The organism is Simplicispira suum (assembly GCF_003008595.1).
Taxonomy (GTDB): domain Bacteria; phylum Pseudomonadota; class Gammaproteobacteria; order Burkholderiales; family Burkholderiaceae_C; genus Simplicispira; species Simplicispira suum.
This window is the reverse complement of record NZ_CP027669.1, coordinates 1,476,290-1,491,992: the sequence shown is the minus strand read 5'-3', so window position 1 is coordinate 1,491,992 and position 15,703 is coordinate 1,476,290. Positions and strand designations below refer to the sequence as shown.

15 protein-coding genes are annotated in these 15,703 nt (G+C 65.7%); 5 read left to right on the top strand and 10 right to left on the bottom strand.

Features of this window, described 5'->3' with window-relative positions; all coding sequences use genetic code 11:
* Window positions 1-32: 32 nt before the first annotated feature.
* The gene (locus C6571_RS07050) at window positions 33-488 is read left to right on the top strand and encodes a c-type cytochrome (protein ID WP_106446063.1); all 456 of its coding nucleotides are present in this window, start codon (window positions 33-35) and stop codon (window positions 486-488) included.
* Window positions 489-499: 11 nt separating this feature from the next.
* Window positions 500-1,543, top strand: a complete 1,044-nt coding sequence (locus C6571_RS07045) for an FAD:protein FMN transferase (RefSeq protein ID WP_106446062.1) — start codon at window positions 500-502, stop codon at window positions 1,541-1,543.
* Window positions 1,544-1,571: 28 nt separating this feature from the next.
* Here C6571_RS07045 and rsmA read toward each other — a convergent pair whose 3' ends face one another.
* Genes rsmA through C6571_RS07030 form a run of 3 tightly spaced genes read right to left on the bottom strand, consistent with a single transcriptional unit; the run spans window position 1,572 to window position 6,011 of the window.
* Complete coding sequence (gene rsmA / locus C6571_RS07040; RefSeq protein WP_106446061.1) at window positions 1,572-2,330, bottom strand: 16S rRNA (adenine(1518)-N(6)/adenine(1519)-N(6))-dimethyltransferase RsmA; 759 nt, start codon at window positions 2,328-2,330, stop codon at window positions 1,572-1,574.
* Window positions 2,327-3,700, bottom strand: a complete 1,374-nt coding sequence (locus tag C6571_RS07035) for a peptidylprolyl isomerase (protein WP_106446060.1) — start codon at window positions 3,698-3,700, stop codon at window positions 2,327-2,329. The genes rsmA and C6571_RS07035 overlap by 4 nt, the downstream gene beginning before the upstream one ends.
* 10 nt (window positions 3,701-3,710) lie before the next feature.
* The gene (locus tag C6571_RS07030; RefSeq protein WP_106446059.1) at window positions 3,711-6,011 is read right to left on the bottom strand and encodes an LPS-assembly protein LptD; all 2,301 of its coding nucleotides are present in this window, start codon (window positions 6,009-6,011) and stop codon (window positions 3,711-3,713) included.
* 210 nt (window positions 6,012-6,221) lie between these two features.
* On the opposite strand from C6571_RS07030, the gene C6571_RS07025 reads away from it, so the two are divergent.
* Window positions 6,222-7,322, top strand: coding sequence for an aminoglycoside phosphotransferase family protein (locus tag C6571_RS07025; protein ID WP_106446058.1), 1,101 nt, complete (start codon window positions 6,222-6,224; stop codon window positions 7,320-7,322).
* Between the two features lie 67 nt (window positions 7,323-7,389).
* Complete coding sequence (locus C6571_RS07020; protein WP_106446057.1) at window positions 7,390-8,121, top strand: 16S rRNA (uracil(1498)-N(3))-methyltransferase; 732 nt, start codon at window positions 7,390-7,392, stop codon at window positions 8,119-8,121.
* Between the two features lie 30 nt (window positions 8,122-8,151).
* On the opposite strand, the gene C6571_RS07015 is transcribed toward C6571_RS07020, so the two are convergent.
* Together C6571_RS07015 and C6571_RS07010 are read right to left on the bottom strand one after the other, a co-directional pair.
* Window positions 8,152-9,576, bottom strand: a complete 1,425-nt coding sequence (locus C6571_RS07015; RefSeq protein WP_106446056.1) for an FAD-binding oxidoreductase — start codon at window positions 9,574-9,576, stop codon at window positions 8,152-8,154.
* Window positions 9,577-9,628: 52 nt separating this feature from the next.
* Complete coding sequence (locus C6571_RS07010; RefSeq protein ID WP_106446055.1) at window positions 9,629-10,081, bottom strand: EF-hand domain-containing protein; 453 nt, start codon at window positions 10,079-10,081, stop codon at window positions 9,629-9,631.
* A gap of 140 nt (window positions 10,082-10,221) precedes the next feature.
* Here C6571_RS07010 and C6571_RS07005 point away from each other — a divergent pair, with 140 nt between their 5' ends.
* Window positions 10,222-10,797 (top strand): cob(I)yrinic acid a,c-diamide adenosyltransferase, encoded by a 576-nt coding sequence (locus C6571_RS07005; protein WP_106446054.1) that lies wholly within the window; start codon window positions 10,222-10,224, stop codon window positions 10,795-10,797.
* Window positions 10,798-10,890: 93 nt separating this feature from the next.
* Here the strand turns inward: C6571_RS07005 and C6571_RS07000 are convergent, their stop codons facing one another.
* The 5 genes from C6571_RS07000 to C6571_RS06980 all read right to left on the bottom strand — a co-directional run bounded on the left by C6571_RS07000 (window position 10,891) and on the right by C6571_RS06980 (window position 15,683).
* Window positions 10,891-11,493 carry a hypothetical protein gene (locus C6571_RS07000; RefSeq protein ID WP_146139315.1) on the bottom strand — a complete coding sequence of 201 codons (603 nt, stop codon included), beginning with the start codon at window positions 11,491-11,493 and terminating at the stop codon, window positions 10,891-10,893.
* Between the two features lie 92 nt (window positions 11,494-11,585).
* Window positions 11,586-12,008, bottom strand: a complete 423-nt coding sequence (locus C6571_RS06995; RefSeq protein ID WP_106448093.1) for a hotdog fold thioesterase — start codon at window positions 12,006-12,008, stop codon at window positions 11,586-11,588.
* A 31-nt stretch (window positions 12,009-12,039) separates the two neighbouring features.
* Window positions 12,040-13,368, bottom strand: coding sequence for a solute carrier family 23 protein (locus C6571_RS06990; RefSeq protein ID WP_106446052.1), 1,329 nt, complete (start codon window positions 13,366-13,368; stop codon window positions 12,040-12,042).
* Between the two features lie 157 nt (window positions 13,369-13,525).
* Window positions 13,526-14,854, bottom strand: coding sequence for a fumarylacetoacetase (fahA, locus tag C6571_RS06985; protein ID WP_106446051.1), 1,329 nt, complete (start codon window positions 14,852-14,854; stop codon window positions 13,526-13,528).
* A 10-nt stretch (window positions 14,855-14,864) separates the two neighbouring features.
* Window positions 14,865-15,683, bottom strand: coding sequence for a cyclase family protein (locus tag C6571_RS06980; protein ID WP_106446050.1), 819 nt, complete (start codon window positions 15,681-15,683; stop codon window positions 14,865-14,867).
* Window positions 15,684-15,703: the final 20 nt, after the last annotated feature.

Here is a 15,703-nt window from a genome sequence, read left to right as displayed (position 1 = left end):
CTGCCCCCCGTTTTTTCTTGTAAGGATCCCCCATGAATTCCGCTTCCCGCGTTCTCGCCGTCGCTGTCGTTTCCCTGTTCCTGGCCGCCTGCGGCGACAAGAAACCCGAGGCGCCCGCCACTCCTGCAGCCCCTGCGGCGGCCCCTGCAGCCCCAGCCGCCGCAGAGCCGGCAGCGCCAGCGCCCGCCCCGGACGCCGCCGCTGCACCCGCCGCCGCAGTGCCTGTGGCCGACGCAGCTTTGGGCAAGAGCATTTACGGCAAGACCTGCGCGCTGTGCCACTCCGCCGGCATCGCCGGTGCGCCCAAGCCAGGCAACAAGGACGAGTGGGGTCCGCGCATCGCCCAAGGCAAGGAAACCCTGTACAAGCACGCGATCGAAGGCTTCACCGGCGCCAAGGGCGCCATGCCTGCTCGCGGTGGCAACACCAAGCTGACCGACGAGGAAGTCAAAGCCGCTGTCGACTTCATGGCGGACCAATCGGTCTAAGGAAGCTCGCCATGCAGACTGCCCGCCCCTGCCCGACCATGACGCGGCGGCGCGTCGTCATGGCTGTGCCGTTGCTCGGCGCCGCGCAATGGGCTGGGGCTGCGGTGGCTCCAAGCACCCCACCACCCCTGCAGCGCAGCGCACGGGCGCTGATGGGAACCCGCGTCGACATGGTGATCAGCGGCGCGGACGCCGCGCCGCGCGCTGCGGATTTGGCAATGGATGCGGCCTGGAGCGAAATGGAGCGCCTGGCGCGCATGATGACGCGCTACGACGAGCGCAGCGTGGTCAGCGCTCTCAACCGCGCATCCGGCGTGCACGCAGTTGCGGTGCCGCCCGAGATGATGGTGGTGCTGCGTGACGCGCAGGCGCTCTCGGCTGCCACGCAGGGTGCTTTTGACATTACCGTGGGCGCTTTGCGCGCCTGGCGGTTTGGCGATCAAAAGGTTTTGCCCGATCCGGCCGAGATCGCTGCCGAGCGGCGCCTGGTGGGCTACCGTGGGCTTCTGCTGGACACGAACGCCGGTACCGCGCGCCTGGCGCGCTCCGGCATGGCCATCGATCTGGGTGGCATTGCCAAGCTGCCGATTCTGGCTGCGGGTATGCAGGTTTTGCGAGCGCATGGTGTGGTGGATGCCTTGCTCAACGGCGGAGGCGACGTACTGGTCGCCGGCAGCCAGCAAGGGCGCCCCTGGCGCGTGGGTCTGCGCGATCCACTGGCGCCTGAGCGCATGCTGGGCGTCCTGGCGCTCAAAGGTCCGGCCATCGTTGCATCGTCGGGCGACTACGAACGCTTCTTCATGGCGCAGGGCGAGCGCCAGCACCACATTCTTGATCCGGCCACGGGCCGTCCCACGCGCGGCCCGCACGGCATCAGCCTGCTGGCAACGGACGCGGGCAGCGTGAATGGTCTGGGCACGGCCATGATGGTTCTGGGCGGCGAGCGGGCCCAAGCGCTGGTGCACAAGCGCGCATCGGTGCAGGCGCTCATGATGAACCACGACGGTTCGCTCTGGCGCACGCCGGGCATGGCCGCGCAGCTTCAGACCGCCTGAAAAAGAGGCTTCAGCCGCCTCGAACGGCTCAGAGCTGCTGGGCCAGCGCCACGTATTGCTCTACCGGCACTTCTTCTGCGCGGCGCTGCACGTCGAACGCTCCGGCGAAACTGCGTGCTTCCAGCCAGCGTCCGAGTGTGTGGCGCAAGAGCTTGCGGCGCTGGCTGAATGCCACCTGCACCAATTCTTCAAGCAAGGGCAGTGAGATGGCTGCGGCGTCCTCGCGCGGCAGCATGCGCACCACAGCGCTGTCCACGCGGGGCGGCGGATCAAAGCTCTCGGGCGGGACGAACAGCACGTTTTCCATGGCGTAGCGCCACTGCAGTGCCACGGACAGGCGCCCGTAGGCGGCCGTCGCGGGGGCGGCCACCATGCGATCGATCACCTCCTTTTGCAGCATGAAATGCTGGTCGGCAATGACGTCCACCTGCGCCAGCAGACGGAACAGGATGGGCGTGGAGATGTTGTAGGGCAGGTTGCCAACTACTCTTAATTTTGTAGCGCCAATGTCTTGCGCAATCTGCGCAAAATCGACTTTCAGTACATCGGACTCGATCACCTTGAGGTGTTCGTGCTGGCGCAGCCTGGCGGCCAGGTCCCGGTCCAGCTCGATGACGGTGAGCTGCCCGAGGCGTTCGACCAGCGGCTGTGTCAGCGCGGCCAGACCCGGACCGATTTCCACCATCGGGTCGCCCGGCTGCGGCGCAATGGCCGCCACGATGGCTTCGATGATGGCGCCATCGGCCAGGAAATGCTGGCCAAAGCGTTTGCGTGCAACGTGCTTCACGCCGGGTCGCGATACTCGACGTAAGCGCGTCCACGCAGTTCGCGCGCCCAGGTGGCGTAGGCTTCCTCCGCCTTTTTCTGGCGCAGGGCTTCCCGCGCCACGTCGCGCTGTTCGCGCGGCGTGAGCTTGACCTGGCGGCGCTCCAGCAACTCGATCAGGTGTACGCCAAAGCGCGACACCACCGGCTGGCTGATCTCGCCGGGTTTCAGCGCTTCCAGCACCGCTTCGAACTCCGGCACATAGCGCCCAGGCGTGGACCAGCCCAGATTGCCGCCTTGTGCGGCGCTTCCGTCCTGAGAATGCTCGCGCGCCAGGTCTTCAAAAGTGGCGCGTCCTGCCAGAATGCGCTGGCGGTACTCGGCCAGTTGCGCTGCTGCCGCCGCTTCGCTCAGCTGCGCCCCGGTGCGCAGCAAAATGTGGCGTGCGTGGCTCTGCACCACAGTGGCGGCGGCTGTGTCGCTGCGGCGCTTCTCCAGCACCTTGAGCACGTGAAAACCCGCTCCCGAGCGCAGCGGTCCGGCAACGCCGCCCACCGCCAGTGCGCCAGAGGCGTTCACGAACAGCTCGGGGTAGCGGTCTGCGGGGCGCAGCCCCATCTGGCCGCCTTGCGTGGCTTCCGGCGCGTCCGAAAATTCCTTGGCCAGCGCCGAGAAATCGGCCCCCTTGCGCGCCCGCTCCGCCACGCTGCGGGCCCGTTGCTCGCGTTCGGCAAGCACCGCATCGCTGGCGCCTTCAGGCACCGCGATGAGGATGTGGCCGAGGTTGAGTTCCAGCCCCGCCGCGCCGTTCTGGGGCTGCTGATCGCGCAGGTACTGGTCGATCTCGAATTCGTTCACCTTGGCATGGGTGCTGGCCTCGCGCTCGCGCAGGCGCTGCAGCACCAGCTGGGTGCGCAGTTCTTTGCGAAACTGCTCGGGCGTGATGCCGTCCGCCTTGAGCTGGCGGTACATCGTTTCCCTGGACACGTCGTTTTGCTGCGCCACGCTGGCCTCGGCCTGGTCGATCGCCAGATCGGTCACACCGATTCCCGCTTGCTGCGCCGCCTGCAATTGCACTTTCTCAAAAATCAGGCGTTCAAGCACTTCGCGCGCCAGCGCGTCTTCGGGCGGCATGGCACCGTTCTGGCTGGCCAACTGCTTGCGCACACGTTGGACGCGCGCAGCCAGCTCGTTGCGTGTGATGGGTTCGGAATTGACAACCGCGACGATGAAGTCGGCCGCTTGTGGCTCGGCGGAAGCGCTGCGGGCTGCTGGCGGTTGCAGCGCAGGCGCTGGCCGGGCACCGGGAACCCGAACCCCTTGCGCGGTGGCGGGCGCAGCCAGCGCGCCTGCGAGGCAGGCCAGGCCGATGGCGAAAACACGTGGATGCATGGACAAGGCCTTAGTCGTAATTGCTGAAGCGGCTGGGAACCGGCTGGGGGTCGCCCAGAGTGCGGTAACCGGGAATATTCTGGCGCAGGCTCGACAGCGGATTGGAGCCCAGGCTCAGCCGTGAGAAGCCGACGAACTCGATCTGGAACAGCAAACGTGTGTTCGAGGTAACGAGGCTGTTTTGCAGGCGCTCAAGCACCACGCGACCGATCCAGCAGCAGCTGTCGTACTCCAAGCCCACCACGGTGTCCACGAGTTTGCGGTCGCGCAGACTGTAGTTGAGCCGGCCAACACCATACCAGCGCCCCGCGCGCGGTGCATTCGGGACGGCGCTGGCGTGCTCGGGCAGAGGGCTGGAGCCGCCGCTCCACAGGTCCGACAGGGGCCACTGCCAGCCGACGTCGATCTGCTCGCTGGTGTTGCGCTGATAGCGGTAGGCTGCGCTCACCACGTGAAACGGCGCCGGCTGGTAGCGCGCGCCAATGGTTGAGCGCACCGAGCGGCGCGTCTTCGGATTGAACTGCACCGTGGAGTTGATCCCCCACTGCGGCGTCCAGTTCACAGCCGCGCCGACCATCACGTCCGACAGACGATCCTGGACAACCGGCTCGCCGGGCAGCGTCACGTTCTGGTCGGAAAAACGCAGCCGCTGCGCCACGCCAAAACGCGCGGCCTCTGCGCCGGTATCGGGATCGAGCAGCCGCGTGGTCAGGCCCAAGGTCAGCAGGTTGTTGTCGGCGATGCGATCCTGGCCACCGTAGGCGTTCTCGGTGTAGATGGTGGCGAAGTTGAAATCGTTGGCGGCCGTGTCGTACACCGGCAGCAGGTGCTGGTCGCGATAGGGCGTGTAGGTGTAGAACGCGCGCGGCTCCAGCGTCTGCACGAAGTTGCGGTTGAAGAAGTGCGCGTCGCGCTCAAACACCAGTCCGCTGTCGAGGCTGAAAGTAGGCAGCGCCCGATTGGCCGAGCGTGCGCCGTTGGCGATGGGGGTGTCGAACTGGTAGCTGGTGGCGTGCAGCTGCAAACGCGGGGTAACGAAACCGGCGGGCCAAACAAAGGGCCGGCTGAGTTGCGCCAGGGCGTAGCTGCGCTGGGCATTGGGCTGCAGAGTCAGGCGCCGCTCGCTGTGAAAATGCGTGGTGTCGAGTTCGACACTGGCGTCCAGCCCCATGCCCAGGTGACTCGGGCTATAGCGCCACTGCAATTGGGGTAGCCGGTCGTAGGGCGGCACGATGGGCGCGAGCGGATCCTGCAGCGTCTGCCACCTGAGCGTGCGCAGCATCAGCTGCTGGTCACTGCCACCCCAGGTGAAAAGCGCATCGGCCGGCAGCAGGCGCTGCGTGTCGCCCTGCGTGCCGCGCCCCAGGTCGCGCCAGTAGTTGTCGTCGCTGACGCGGCGGATATTGAGGTTCACGCCAATGCCGCCCACGTGCGTGCCCACGCTGGCACTGTGCTCCAGCGCGTAGCTCCAGCGGTTGCGATCGCGCAAGCGGTCTGACGGCAGCATGTCGCCCAGCAGGCGGCCGCGGTAGGTGGGTTCGAGGTAACGGAATTCGCCCCCGACACGCACGCCGCGTTTGCTGATCAGGGCAGCTTCCAGCGTGGCGTCGCGGTTGGGTGCAATGTTCCAGTAGTAGGGCTGGGAATACTCAAAACCGTTGACGCTGTCGATGCCCAGGGTGGGTGGCAGCAGGCCCGACTTGCGCTTGTCCGACAGCGGAAAACTGATGTAGGGCACCGGGAGAATCGGCACACCTTTGAATTCCAGCACGGCGCCGTGCGCAATGCCCACATCTTCCACCTGGTCGAGCTCCAGGCGCTCGGCACGAATGATCCAGTCGGGCTGCCAGGCGGCGAAATCCTCGCGCGTGCAGGTGGTGTAGGTCGCGTCGTGCACCACCGCGCGGTCCCGATCCACAAAATCCACGCGCGTGGCTACGCCATGCGCCCCGTTGGCCAGCAACTGGTAGCGCGCGTCGTTGAAAAAACCTTCGAATGCGTCCACGTGCAACTGCAGCTCGCTGCCCTCGTAGACATTGCCCGCGCGGTTGATGCGCACCTTGCCGGTGGCGCTCGCCAGGTCGTCAGGCACCGTGTATTCCATGCGGTCGGCATGGATCACCGTGTCGCCCCGGCGCAGCTGGGCATCGCCCTCGACGACCGTGCGCTCGTCGGTCTGGCCCCACATGCGCTCCCCCGAAACAAACACCGGCAGCTGCGAACGCGTCGCCTCGGGAATCTTTTCGTTCAGCTGGGGGCTGCTGCGCAGCAGCGGGGCGAGAGCGCCTGCTTGCGGTTCACCCTGCGCCATCCCTGCCAACGGCAGACCGCACAAGGCCAAAGCGACCAGACGCGCCCACGCGGCAGTGGGGCAGAGCGGTACGCGGGGCGTGGTGACGGTGCGAAAAAACGGCGGCTGGTGCTGCAAGTGGTCTGTTCCAGAGAGCGCGGCGGGTCAGCGCAGGCAAGCGCCGCCAGCCACCCGCGCCACAGAGGCCGGGTTTGTAGAATCGGATTATCCATGAGCCACCCCTCCGACCCTGCCGGCGCCAGCGCCGTTACCTGGGCTGACAAACAGCGCCAGGCCCTATGCACCCAATGGCTCGCGTCCCTGGCGCCGACCTTCGGCCTGCGGTCCGAGACCCTGCGCCTGGCGTCGGCCGACGCCAGCTTTCGCCGCTACCTGCGCATCGACGGCACCCAGGCCAGTTACATCGTGATGGACGCGCCACCCGACAAGGAGGACTGCGCCCCGTTCGTGCAAGTGCAGGGCCTGATGCAGCAGGCCGGCCTGAATGTGCCGCAGGTGTTTGACTGGGACCGCGCGCACGGCTTCCTGCTGCTCTCGGACCTCGGCCAGCACACCGTCATCGAGCGGCTCGATCCCGCCGATCCCCAAGCGGCAGCCGCCTGGTACCGCCAGGCCACCGACACGCTGCTGCAGTGGCAATTGGCCTCGCGCGCCGGTGTGCTGCCGACCTACAGCGATGCTCTGCTGCGCCGCGAACTGGCGCTGTTCCCCGATTGGTATGTGGCTCAGCACCGCCAGGTGGTGCTGAGCGCGGCGCAGCAGCAAGTGCTGGCCCAGGCCTTTGACCGCATCGTGGCGGAGAACCTCTCGGCGCCCAGCGTGTTCGTGCACCGCGACTTCATGATGCGGAACTTGATGATTCCCTTGAGCGAAGGCGGACCGCTGGGCGTGCTCGATTTTCAGGATGCGGTGTTCGGCCCCATCACCTACGACATTGCCAGCCTGCTGCGCGACGCCTTCATCAGCTGGGACGAAGAGTTCGTGCTCGACATCACCGTGCGCTACTGGGAGCAGGCGCGCAAGGCGGGGCTGCTGGGCAGCGCGAGTGCCAGCGGCTGGGGCGACGACTTTGGCGCCTTTTATCGCAGTGTCGAATGGATGGGCCTGCAGCGGCACCTCAAAGTGGCCGGCATCTTTGCCCGCCTGACGCTGCGCGACGGCAAGCCCAAGTACCTGCAGGATGCGCCGCGCTTCATCGCCTACATCCGCGCCACGGCGCGGCGCTACCGTGAGCTGGGGCCTCTGGCCCGGCTGGTGGACCAGATCGAGGGCGACGCGGCGCCGGTCGGTTTCGCTTACGGACGAATGTGAAATTTCAAGCGAAATTGGCTCCTAGCGCTTACTGCATAAGCACAAGCAGCTCCTGTTTTGGAAGCAAATGCCCCGTTTTTACTGCCCTGTAGATCTCGCCACCGGCCTGGAGCTGGAACTGCCTGCCGGCGCTGCCCGGCATGTACAGGTGCTGCGTTTGCAGCCGGGCGACGCCATCACCTTGTTCCAAGGCGGCTTGGCAGGCACGGGCGAGTTCGAGGCCCGAGTGACCCACATGGGCCGCAGCAGCGTTCGCCTGCAAGTGGGCACTCACAACGCCATCGAACGCGAAGCGCTGCGCGAGGTGCATCTGCTTGCCGGCATCACCGCCAACGAGCGCATGGACTGGCTGGTGGAAAAAGCCACCGAACTGGGCGCCGCCAGCATCACCCCGCTCTTGGCCGAGCGCAGCGTGCTCAAGCTCAAGGGGGAGCGCGCCGACAAAAAACGCGCGCACTGGCAGGCCATCGCCATCGCCGCCTGCGAGCAGTGCGGGCGCAACCGCGTGCCTGTGGTGGCTGAGGCCGTGGATCTGGCGGGATGGCTGGAGGCGGGTGCCCAAGCGCCTCCGATGGAGCGCCTGCTGCTGTCGCTGCGGGCAGGCAGCGCGCCCGTAGGCCGCTTTGCCGGATCGCTTTCTCCGGCAGTTTTTCTCTCCGGGCCCGAAGGCGGACTCAGCACCGCAGAAGAAGAAGCCGCGCTGGCCAATGGGTTTTCGCCCGTGACCTTGGGACGCCGCGTACTGCGCGCGGAAACCGCTGCGCTGGCGGCGCTGGCACAGTTGGCGCAAGACGACTAAGCGCGGACACCGAGAAGCAAGTCAGGCGGCCTACAGCGAGAAAATCTTCCCCGGATTCAGAATATTCTTTGGATCCAGCGCCTGCTTGATCGCCCGCATGACGCCCACCGCACCGGCGCCCGCCTCATCCAGTAAAAAACCCATCTTGTGGATACCGACGCCGTGCTCGCCGGTGCAGGTGCCGCCGAGCTGCAGCGCGCGGGCGACGAGCTGGTGGTTGAGCTGCTCGGCCTGGCTGCGCTCGGCGGGGCTCGCGGGGTCAATCAGGTAGCCGAAGTGGAAGTTGCCGTCGCCCACATGGCCGACGAGGAAGTAGGGGATGCCGCTGGCATCCGCCTCGTGCACCGAGTCGAGCAGGCAGTCGGCCAGACGGGAAATCGGCACGCAGGTGTCGGTAGAAATCGCCATGCAGCCAGGTCGGCTCTGCACGGCGGCAAAGTAGGCGTTGTGCCGTGCGGCCCACAGGCGCGTGCGCTCTTCGGGTGTGCTGGCCCACTCAAAGGCGTTGCCACCAAATTCGCTGGCGATTTCCTGCACGGTCTCTGCCTGCTCGCGCACGCTGGCGGGCGAGCCGTGAAATTCCATCAGCAGCAGAGGCTCCTCCCGCAGACCGAGCTTGCTGTGCGCATTCACCATGCGCACGCTGTTGGCGTCGATCAGCTCGCAGCGCGCAATCGGCACACCGAGCTGGATGGTCTGGATGGTGGTGCGCACTGCGGCCTCGATGCTGGGGAACGAGCAGATCGCCGCGCTGACGGCCTCGGGCAGTGGGTACAGGCGCACCGTCACTTCGGTGAGGATGCCCAGCGTGCCCTCGCTGCCCACCATCAGCCGCGTCAGGTCGTAGCCGGCGGCACTTTTCTTGGCCCGCGTGCCGGTGCGGATGGCCTCTCCACTGGCCAGCACCACTTCAAGCGCCAGCACGTTTTCGCGCATGGTGCCGTAGCGCACCGCGTTGGTGCCGCTCGCGCGGGTGGCCGCCATGCCGCCAATGCTGGCGTCGGCGCCGGGGTCGATGGGGAAAAACAGGCCGGTGTCCTTTACCGCCTCGTTGAGCTGCTTGCGGGTGATGCCGGGCTGCACCGTCACCGTCAGATCGTCGGCGTCGATGGACAGTACCTGGTTCATGCGGCTCACGTCGATGCTGATGCCGCCCTGTACCGCCAGCAAATGGCCTTCGAGCGACGAGCCTGCGCCGTAGGCGATGACGGGCACAGAGTGCTCGCTGGCCAGGCGCACGGCGTCTTGCACGTCCCGCGTGCTTTGCGCAAACACCACCGCCGAGGGCGGCGGCGCCTGCAGCGAACCTTCGTCGCGCCCGTGCTGCTCGCGCACCGCCTGCGCGGTGCTGCACTGCGCGCCAAAGCGCGTCGCCAGCGCGTCCAGTAGCGCCTGCGGCACCGGGCGCAGCGCAATTTCAGGCAAGAGGTGGGCGGTGGCGGTGGGGGCGTTCATGGCAGGTCTCCGATGGCACTGGAGACCATGGTACCGCCACCCGCCCGAGGTGTCAGGGGCGGGCGCCGGCGTCGAACTCGTCGCGCGAGAGCATGCCGTCGTGGTTGGTGTCGAGCTGCTGGAAACGCGCGCTCATGGCGGGCAGCTTCTGCGCTTCCTTGGCGCTCAGCTGTCCATCCTTGTTGGTGTCGGCCCGGTCAAACGCAGTGCGTGCCGATGTGGGCATGGTGGCGTCGATCTCCGGGTGCACACTGGGGTTGCTGGCCGCTACCGTGGAGCCGGCCTTGGCGGCGGGGCCAAAAGCGGGCGACGTGGTCATGGGCGGCGACGTGTTCTTGTTGGCCATGGCCGGCGCCTTGTTGGCGGGGTTGGTGGCAGCGGGTGGGCTCGGGTTGGCTTCGGCTGCGCGTGCGTTCAAGGCGGCGCTTGCGCCCAGACTGAGCGCAGCAAACAGCAGCACGCTGCGGGTATCAAAATAGTTGTGGGTGCGGGCGCTGGTGCGCATGAGGTTTCCTTTGCACGGAATGAACAAGCTTGCATTCAAGCAATTTGCATCGCGCCCGGCCAGCACTTTTGCCTTCGGTTGCCTGGCCACACATTTGGGAGCCTGATGTAACCTTGTCGCGGACTCACGGAGAATGCCTTATGGGAAAACGACTCACACAAATCGCCACGCGCACAGGGGACGACGGCACCACCGGCCTGGGTGACAACACCCGCGTGCCCAAGAACCACCTGCGCGTGCAGGCCCTGGGCGACGTGGACGAACTCAACTCGCACATTGGCCTGCTGCTGTGCGAGCCAGTGCCGACCGAGGTGCGCGAACTGCTGATCGACGTGCAGCACCAGCTCTTCAATCTGGGCGGAGAGCTGTCAATTCCTGGTTTTGAACTGCTCAAAGAAGCCGCCGTGCTGCAGCTGGACCAGGCGCTCGCCACCCACAATGCCGCGCTGCCGCGCCTGCAGGAATTCATCCTGCCCGCCGGCACCCGCGCCGCTGCACAGGCCCACATCTGCCGCACCGTCGCCCGCCGCGCCGAGCGCGCCGTGGTGGCGCTGGGCAGCCAGGAAGCGGTGCGCGAGGCGCCGCGCCACTACTTGAACCGGCTGTCGGATTTGATGTTCGTGCTCTCGCGGGTTCTCAACCGTATGGACGGTGGGGACGACGTGTACTGGAAGAGCGAACGCCTGGCACGCAGCGAGGCAGACGACGTCGCTTGATTTGACGTGCTATTCAATCAATAGCTATTAACGCTTGTTAGATAAGCGCTGGAGCCTGATAAAGCGATAAATTGACGCGCTTTCGCACCGCGCCTACTTGCAACCGTCCAAAGTCAAACCGCTCTCGGCATCGCACGGCACCAAGGCAGCGAGTTCCTTGAGATGCGAGGCGACATCGCGCTTGCACAGCAGCTCGTGTTCCTTTCCATTCGCCGTCACGCGCACTCCGCGTGCGTACTTTGGTCGTTCTTCGCCGTCATAGTCATCAAAAACCGAGTATTCGACACCGGCGTTGGAGAAGTTCAGTTCCGTGCGGTCGACCTGGTAGCGGAAGTAGTGCGCGTAGCGAAACCGCTGCAAGGAGCCTGCGGGGGATTCCGGAAAGACAAGCTCTGGTGCCCCCAGGCGGCCAAATCGGTAGAAGAGCGTGGCAGGCTTTGCGTTGGATGCCTTCGCGAAGCAGACAGATACGACTTTCGATACTGCGAGCGAGCAGGAAAATGCGACGGATTCATGGGGCAGGCAATGCGTCCCTGCACCGAATGCATGGGTCGAGGCGAGCAACAGAAGTGTTGGCACTCGCATCAGGGCGCGAACAACTGGCGCGAACATCGCCCCGCCGCTTGGATTGCATTGCGGCGAAGGACCAAAAAGGGTCACGATGGAAGCGACGTTGCGCATGGGTTCGCTTGGCATGGACGGTCCATTCAATAGATCCCGTGGTCAGCTTGATTGCACCCCGAATTTCTATTCGATCCGCGAAACGGCGAATGGGTTTGAAACGCTACTCAACGCGGCGCCAGCATCGCCATCGTGATCCGCGACACGCAGGTCAGCTCACCCGCCTCGTTCACCATTTCAATCGCCCACACCTGCGTGGTGCGGCCGATGTGCACCGGGCGCGCCGTGCCGGTGACCCAGCCACTGGTGGCGGCGCGCAGGTGGTTGGCGTTGATGTCCAGGCCGACGCCGCGGTGGCCTTCGGGGCTGGCGTAGAAGGCGCCAATCGACCCCAATGTTTCGGCCAGCACCACGCTGACGCCGCCGTGCAGCAGGCCAAACGGCTGGCGCGTGCGCTCGTCCACGGGCACGCGCCCCACCAGGTAGTCGTCGCCGACTTCGATGAACTCGATACCCAAATGGGTCACGGCGGTGTTCTCACTCGTTTGCTTGCAGGCTTCGAGCGTGATGGGCTTTTTCCAGATAGGCATGGCGGTCTCTGCGGCAATGCGCGGCGGGCGTTCAGCCGGGGTGCGCGGGGGTGGAAGGGTTGCGGCGGGCGCTGGGCTCGCCACGGTTGAGCAGCGCATACAGCACGATGGCGCCAAAGGTGGCGGTGCCGATGCCGCCGAGCGCAAACTGGCCAAACTTGAGCGTGAAATCACCCGTGCCCAGAATGAGCGTGATGGCGGCGACGATCAGGTTCTTGTTCTGCGAGAAATCCACCTTGTTGTCGACCCAGATTTTCGCGCCGGCGACGGCAATCAGGCCGAAGACGACGATGGAAACCCCGCCCATGACCGGCAGCGGAATGGCCTGGATGACGGCGCCAAACTTGGGCGAGAAACCCAGCAGCACGGCGATCAGCGCGGCGACGAAGAACACGGCGGTGGAATAAATTTTGGTGGCCGCCATCACGCCGATGTTCTCGGCATACGTCGTCACGCCGGTGCCACCGGCGGCACCGCTGACCATGGTGGCAATGCCGTCGCCAATAAAGGCGCGGCCCATGTACTGGTCAATGTTCTTGCCGGTCATGGCGGTCACGGCCTTGATGTGGCCCAGGTTTTCCGCCACCAGGATGATGACCACCGGCACGATCAGAAGCATGGCGTTGGCGTCGAAAATGGGCTTGGCGAACTGCGGCATGCCGACCCAGGCGGCGTTCATCACGCCCGACAGGTCCAGCGGCTTGCCCAGGCCCAGGCCGTTGGTGAGCACAGCGTAAATCACGCTGGCCAGCACCAGGCCCACCAAAATCAATAGGCGCTGCACCATGCCGCGCGTGAACACCGCCACCAGGCCCACGCTGACAAAGGTCAGCGCCTGCATCCAGCTGTCGAAATTGCTGGCGGCCATGTTCTTGATGGGAATACCGGCGAGGTTCAGGCCGATCACCGCCACCACGGCGCCCGTGACCACGGGCGGCATGAAGCGCTCGATCCAGCCTGTGCCTATGGCTTGGACGATAAAGCCCACCAGCGTGTACACCGCCCCGCAGGCAATGATGCCGCCCAGCGCCAGGCCGATGTTGGCGTTCGGCCCTTTGCCGGCGTAGGCGGTGGCGGCAATCACCACGCCGATGAAGGCGAAGCTCGAACCCAGGTAGCTCGGCACCTTGCCGCCGGTGATGATGAAGAAGATGAGCGTGCCGATGCCGCTCATCAGAATGGCCAGGTTGGGGTCGAACCCCATCAGGATGGGCGCCAGCACCGTCGAGCCAAACATGGCAATCACGTGCTGCACGCCCATGGCGCCGGTTTGCGGCCAGGGCAGGCGTTCGTGTGGGCCTATAACGCCGCCGCTGGCGAGCACGGCGGCGCTTTTCTCCTGCCAATTGAACATGGACATGCCTGGTTTCCCCCCCGGATTGATTTGGTGGCCGAGATGCTACGCGAACGCGGGCGAAATTGTTGCGCCGGGCGACATCCACATCTCTTGAAATACTATCAAAACAATAGCTTTCAACGCTTATTGGATAAGCGCTAGAGGCCAATTTGACCAATATTCAGCTTTTGGCGGGCAGCACCATGCCCCGGCATTCACCAAAGCCGATGCGCGCAGCACCTGGCGCCTCGCACCAGCCGCGCAGCACCACGGCGTCGCCGTCTTCCAGAAACGCGCGCTGCTCGCCAGTGCCGGCCAGCGTCAGCGGCTGGCTGCCGCCCACGCTCAGTTCCACGATGGCGCCGGCTTCCTCGGGCGCCGGGCCGGAGATGGTGCCGGTGCCGAGCAGGTCGCCGCTTTGCAGGTTGCAGCCGCCGACCGTGTGCTGGGTGAGCATCTGCGCCACCGTCCAGTACTGGTGGCGAAAGCTGGTGCGGGTGATTTCGGCCGGGGGCAGACCGCGCGCGCGGTGTAGGGCGGTCTCCAGCCCCACGGTCAGGCGCACGTCGATGCCGCCGGCGCGCTGGTTGGCCGCATCGGCCAGATAGGCCAAGGGCTGCGGGTCGCCCGCCGGGCGGTGCACGGCGGCCACCCGATAAGGCGCCAGCGCGTCCATGGTCACCACCCAGGGCGAGACGCTGGTGCAAAAGTTCTTGCCCAGGAAAGGGCCCAGCGGCGCCATCTCCCAGAACTGGTGGTCGCGCGCCGACCAGTCGTTGAGCAGGCCCATGCCAAAGAGATGTTCCTCGGCTTCTGCCAGTGGCACTTGCTCGCCAAGGGCGTTGCCTTGGCCCACGTAGATGGCCATTTCCAGCTCGAAATCGAGCCGCGCGCAGGCGCCGTATACCGGGGCAGATGCGCCCTGCGGCAAGGCCTGGCCCATGGGGCGGTGGAAGTCGGTGCCGCTGACCACCACGCTGGACGCGCGGCCGTGGTACGCAATCGGCAGCCACTGGAAGTTGGGCGACAGCGGTTGGTCGGGCCGAATCAGGCGGCCGACGCTCCGCGCGTGGTGGATGGAGGTGTAGAAATCGGTGTAGTTGTGCACCTGCACCGGCACGGTGTATTGCACCGCCACCTGCGGCGTGAGGCAGCCGCGCAGGACGTCCACCGCCGGGCCATCGGCGCCCTCTTTCAACAGCGCAAACAGGCCGTGGCGCAGCGCGCGTGCGGCCTGCGGGCCCATGGCCATCAGATCGTTCAAGTACGGGCGCGCACCCGCAAGCGCAGCCTCGTGGGCGAGGCCTTCCAGGCAGCCGAGCTCGGCCACCCGCGCCAGGTCGATGACCTGGTCGCCAATCGCCACGCCGCCCCGAAACGCTTCGTCGCCGCCGTGGTGGCGGAACACGGCAAAGGGCAGGTTCTGGATCGGGAAGTCGCCGTCCGGTGCGTTGGCCGAGGTCACCCAACTGCGGGCGGTCGCGTCATGGGTGTGGTCGATGGGGCTCATGGCAGCGTCCTCAAACTTTGGCGGGTTTCTCAGGCAATAGGGCGTCGTCGAAGATGGCGACGGCGCGGGTCCAGCCGGCCGAGGCGCCGCGAATCTTGTGGGGAAAGCAGCTGATGGTGAAGCCCGTCGCCGGCAGGGCTTCGAGCTTGTGCATCTTTTCCATATGGCAGTAGCCGATGTCGCGGCCGGCCTTGTGGCCTTCCCAGATCAAGCTGGCGTCGTGCGTCTGGCCGTACTTCTGCGCGGTGTGCACAAAGGGCGCGTCCCAGCTCCAGGCGTCGGTGCCGGTCAGGCGCACACCGCGCTCCAGCAGATACATGGTGGCCTCGTAGCCCATGCCGCAGCCGGCGCTGACGAAATCGCCGTGGCCGTAGCGCGAACCGGCACGGGTATTGACGACCACGATTTCGAGCGGGCTGAGTGTGTGGCCGATGCGCGCCAGCTCGGCTTCCACGTCTTGCGCGGTGACTACGTAGCCGTCGGCAAAGTGGCGGAAGTCGAGCTTCACGCCGGGCTGAAAGCACCATTCGAGCGGCACCTGGTCGATGGTGATGGCGGGCTTTTTCTCACCCAGCGCCTTGTCCATGGTGGAGTGGAAGTGGTAGGGCGCGTCCAGGTGCGTGCCGTTGTGGGTTGACAGATTCACCAGCTCCACTGCCCAGCCTTCGCCGTCGGGCAGGTCTTCCTTTTTGAGGCCAGGGAAAAACGGAGAAATCTGCTCGAAGGTGTTCTCGTGCGAGAAATACTGAATCTTTGGCGCGAACGCCGGTGGGTCGGAAATGACGTCGTTTTCCAGGTAAATCGAGAGGTCAATGAAGGTACGTGCCATGGGGTTCTCCAAAGAGGTAA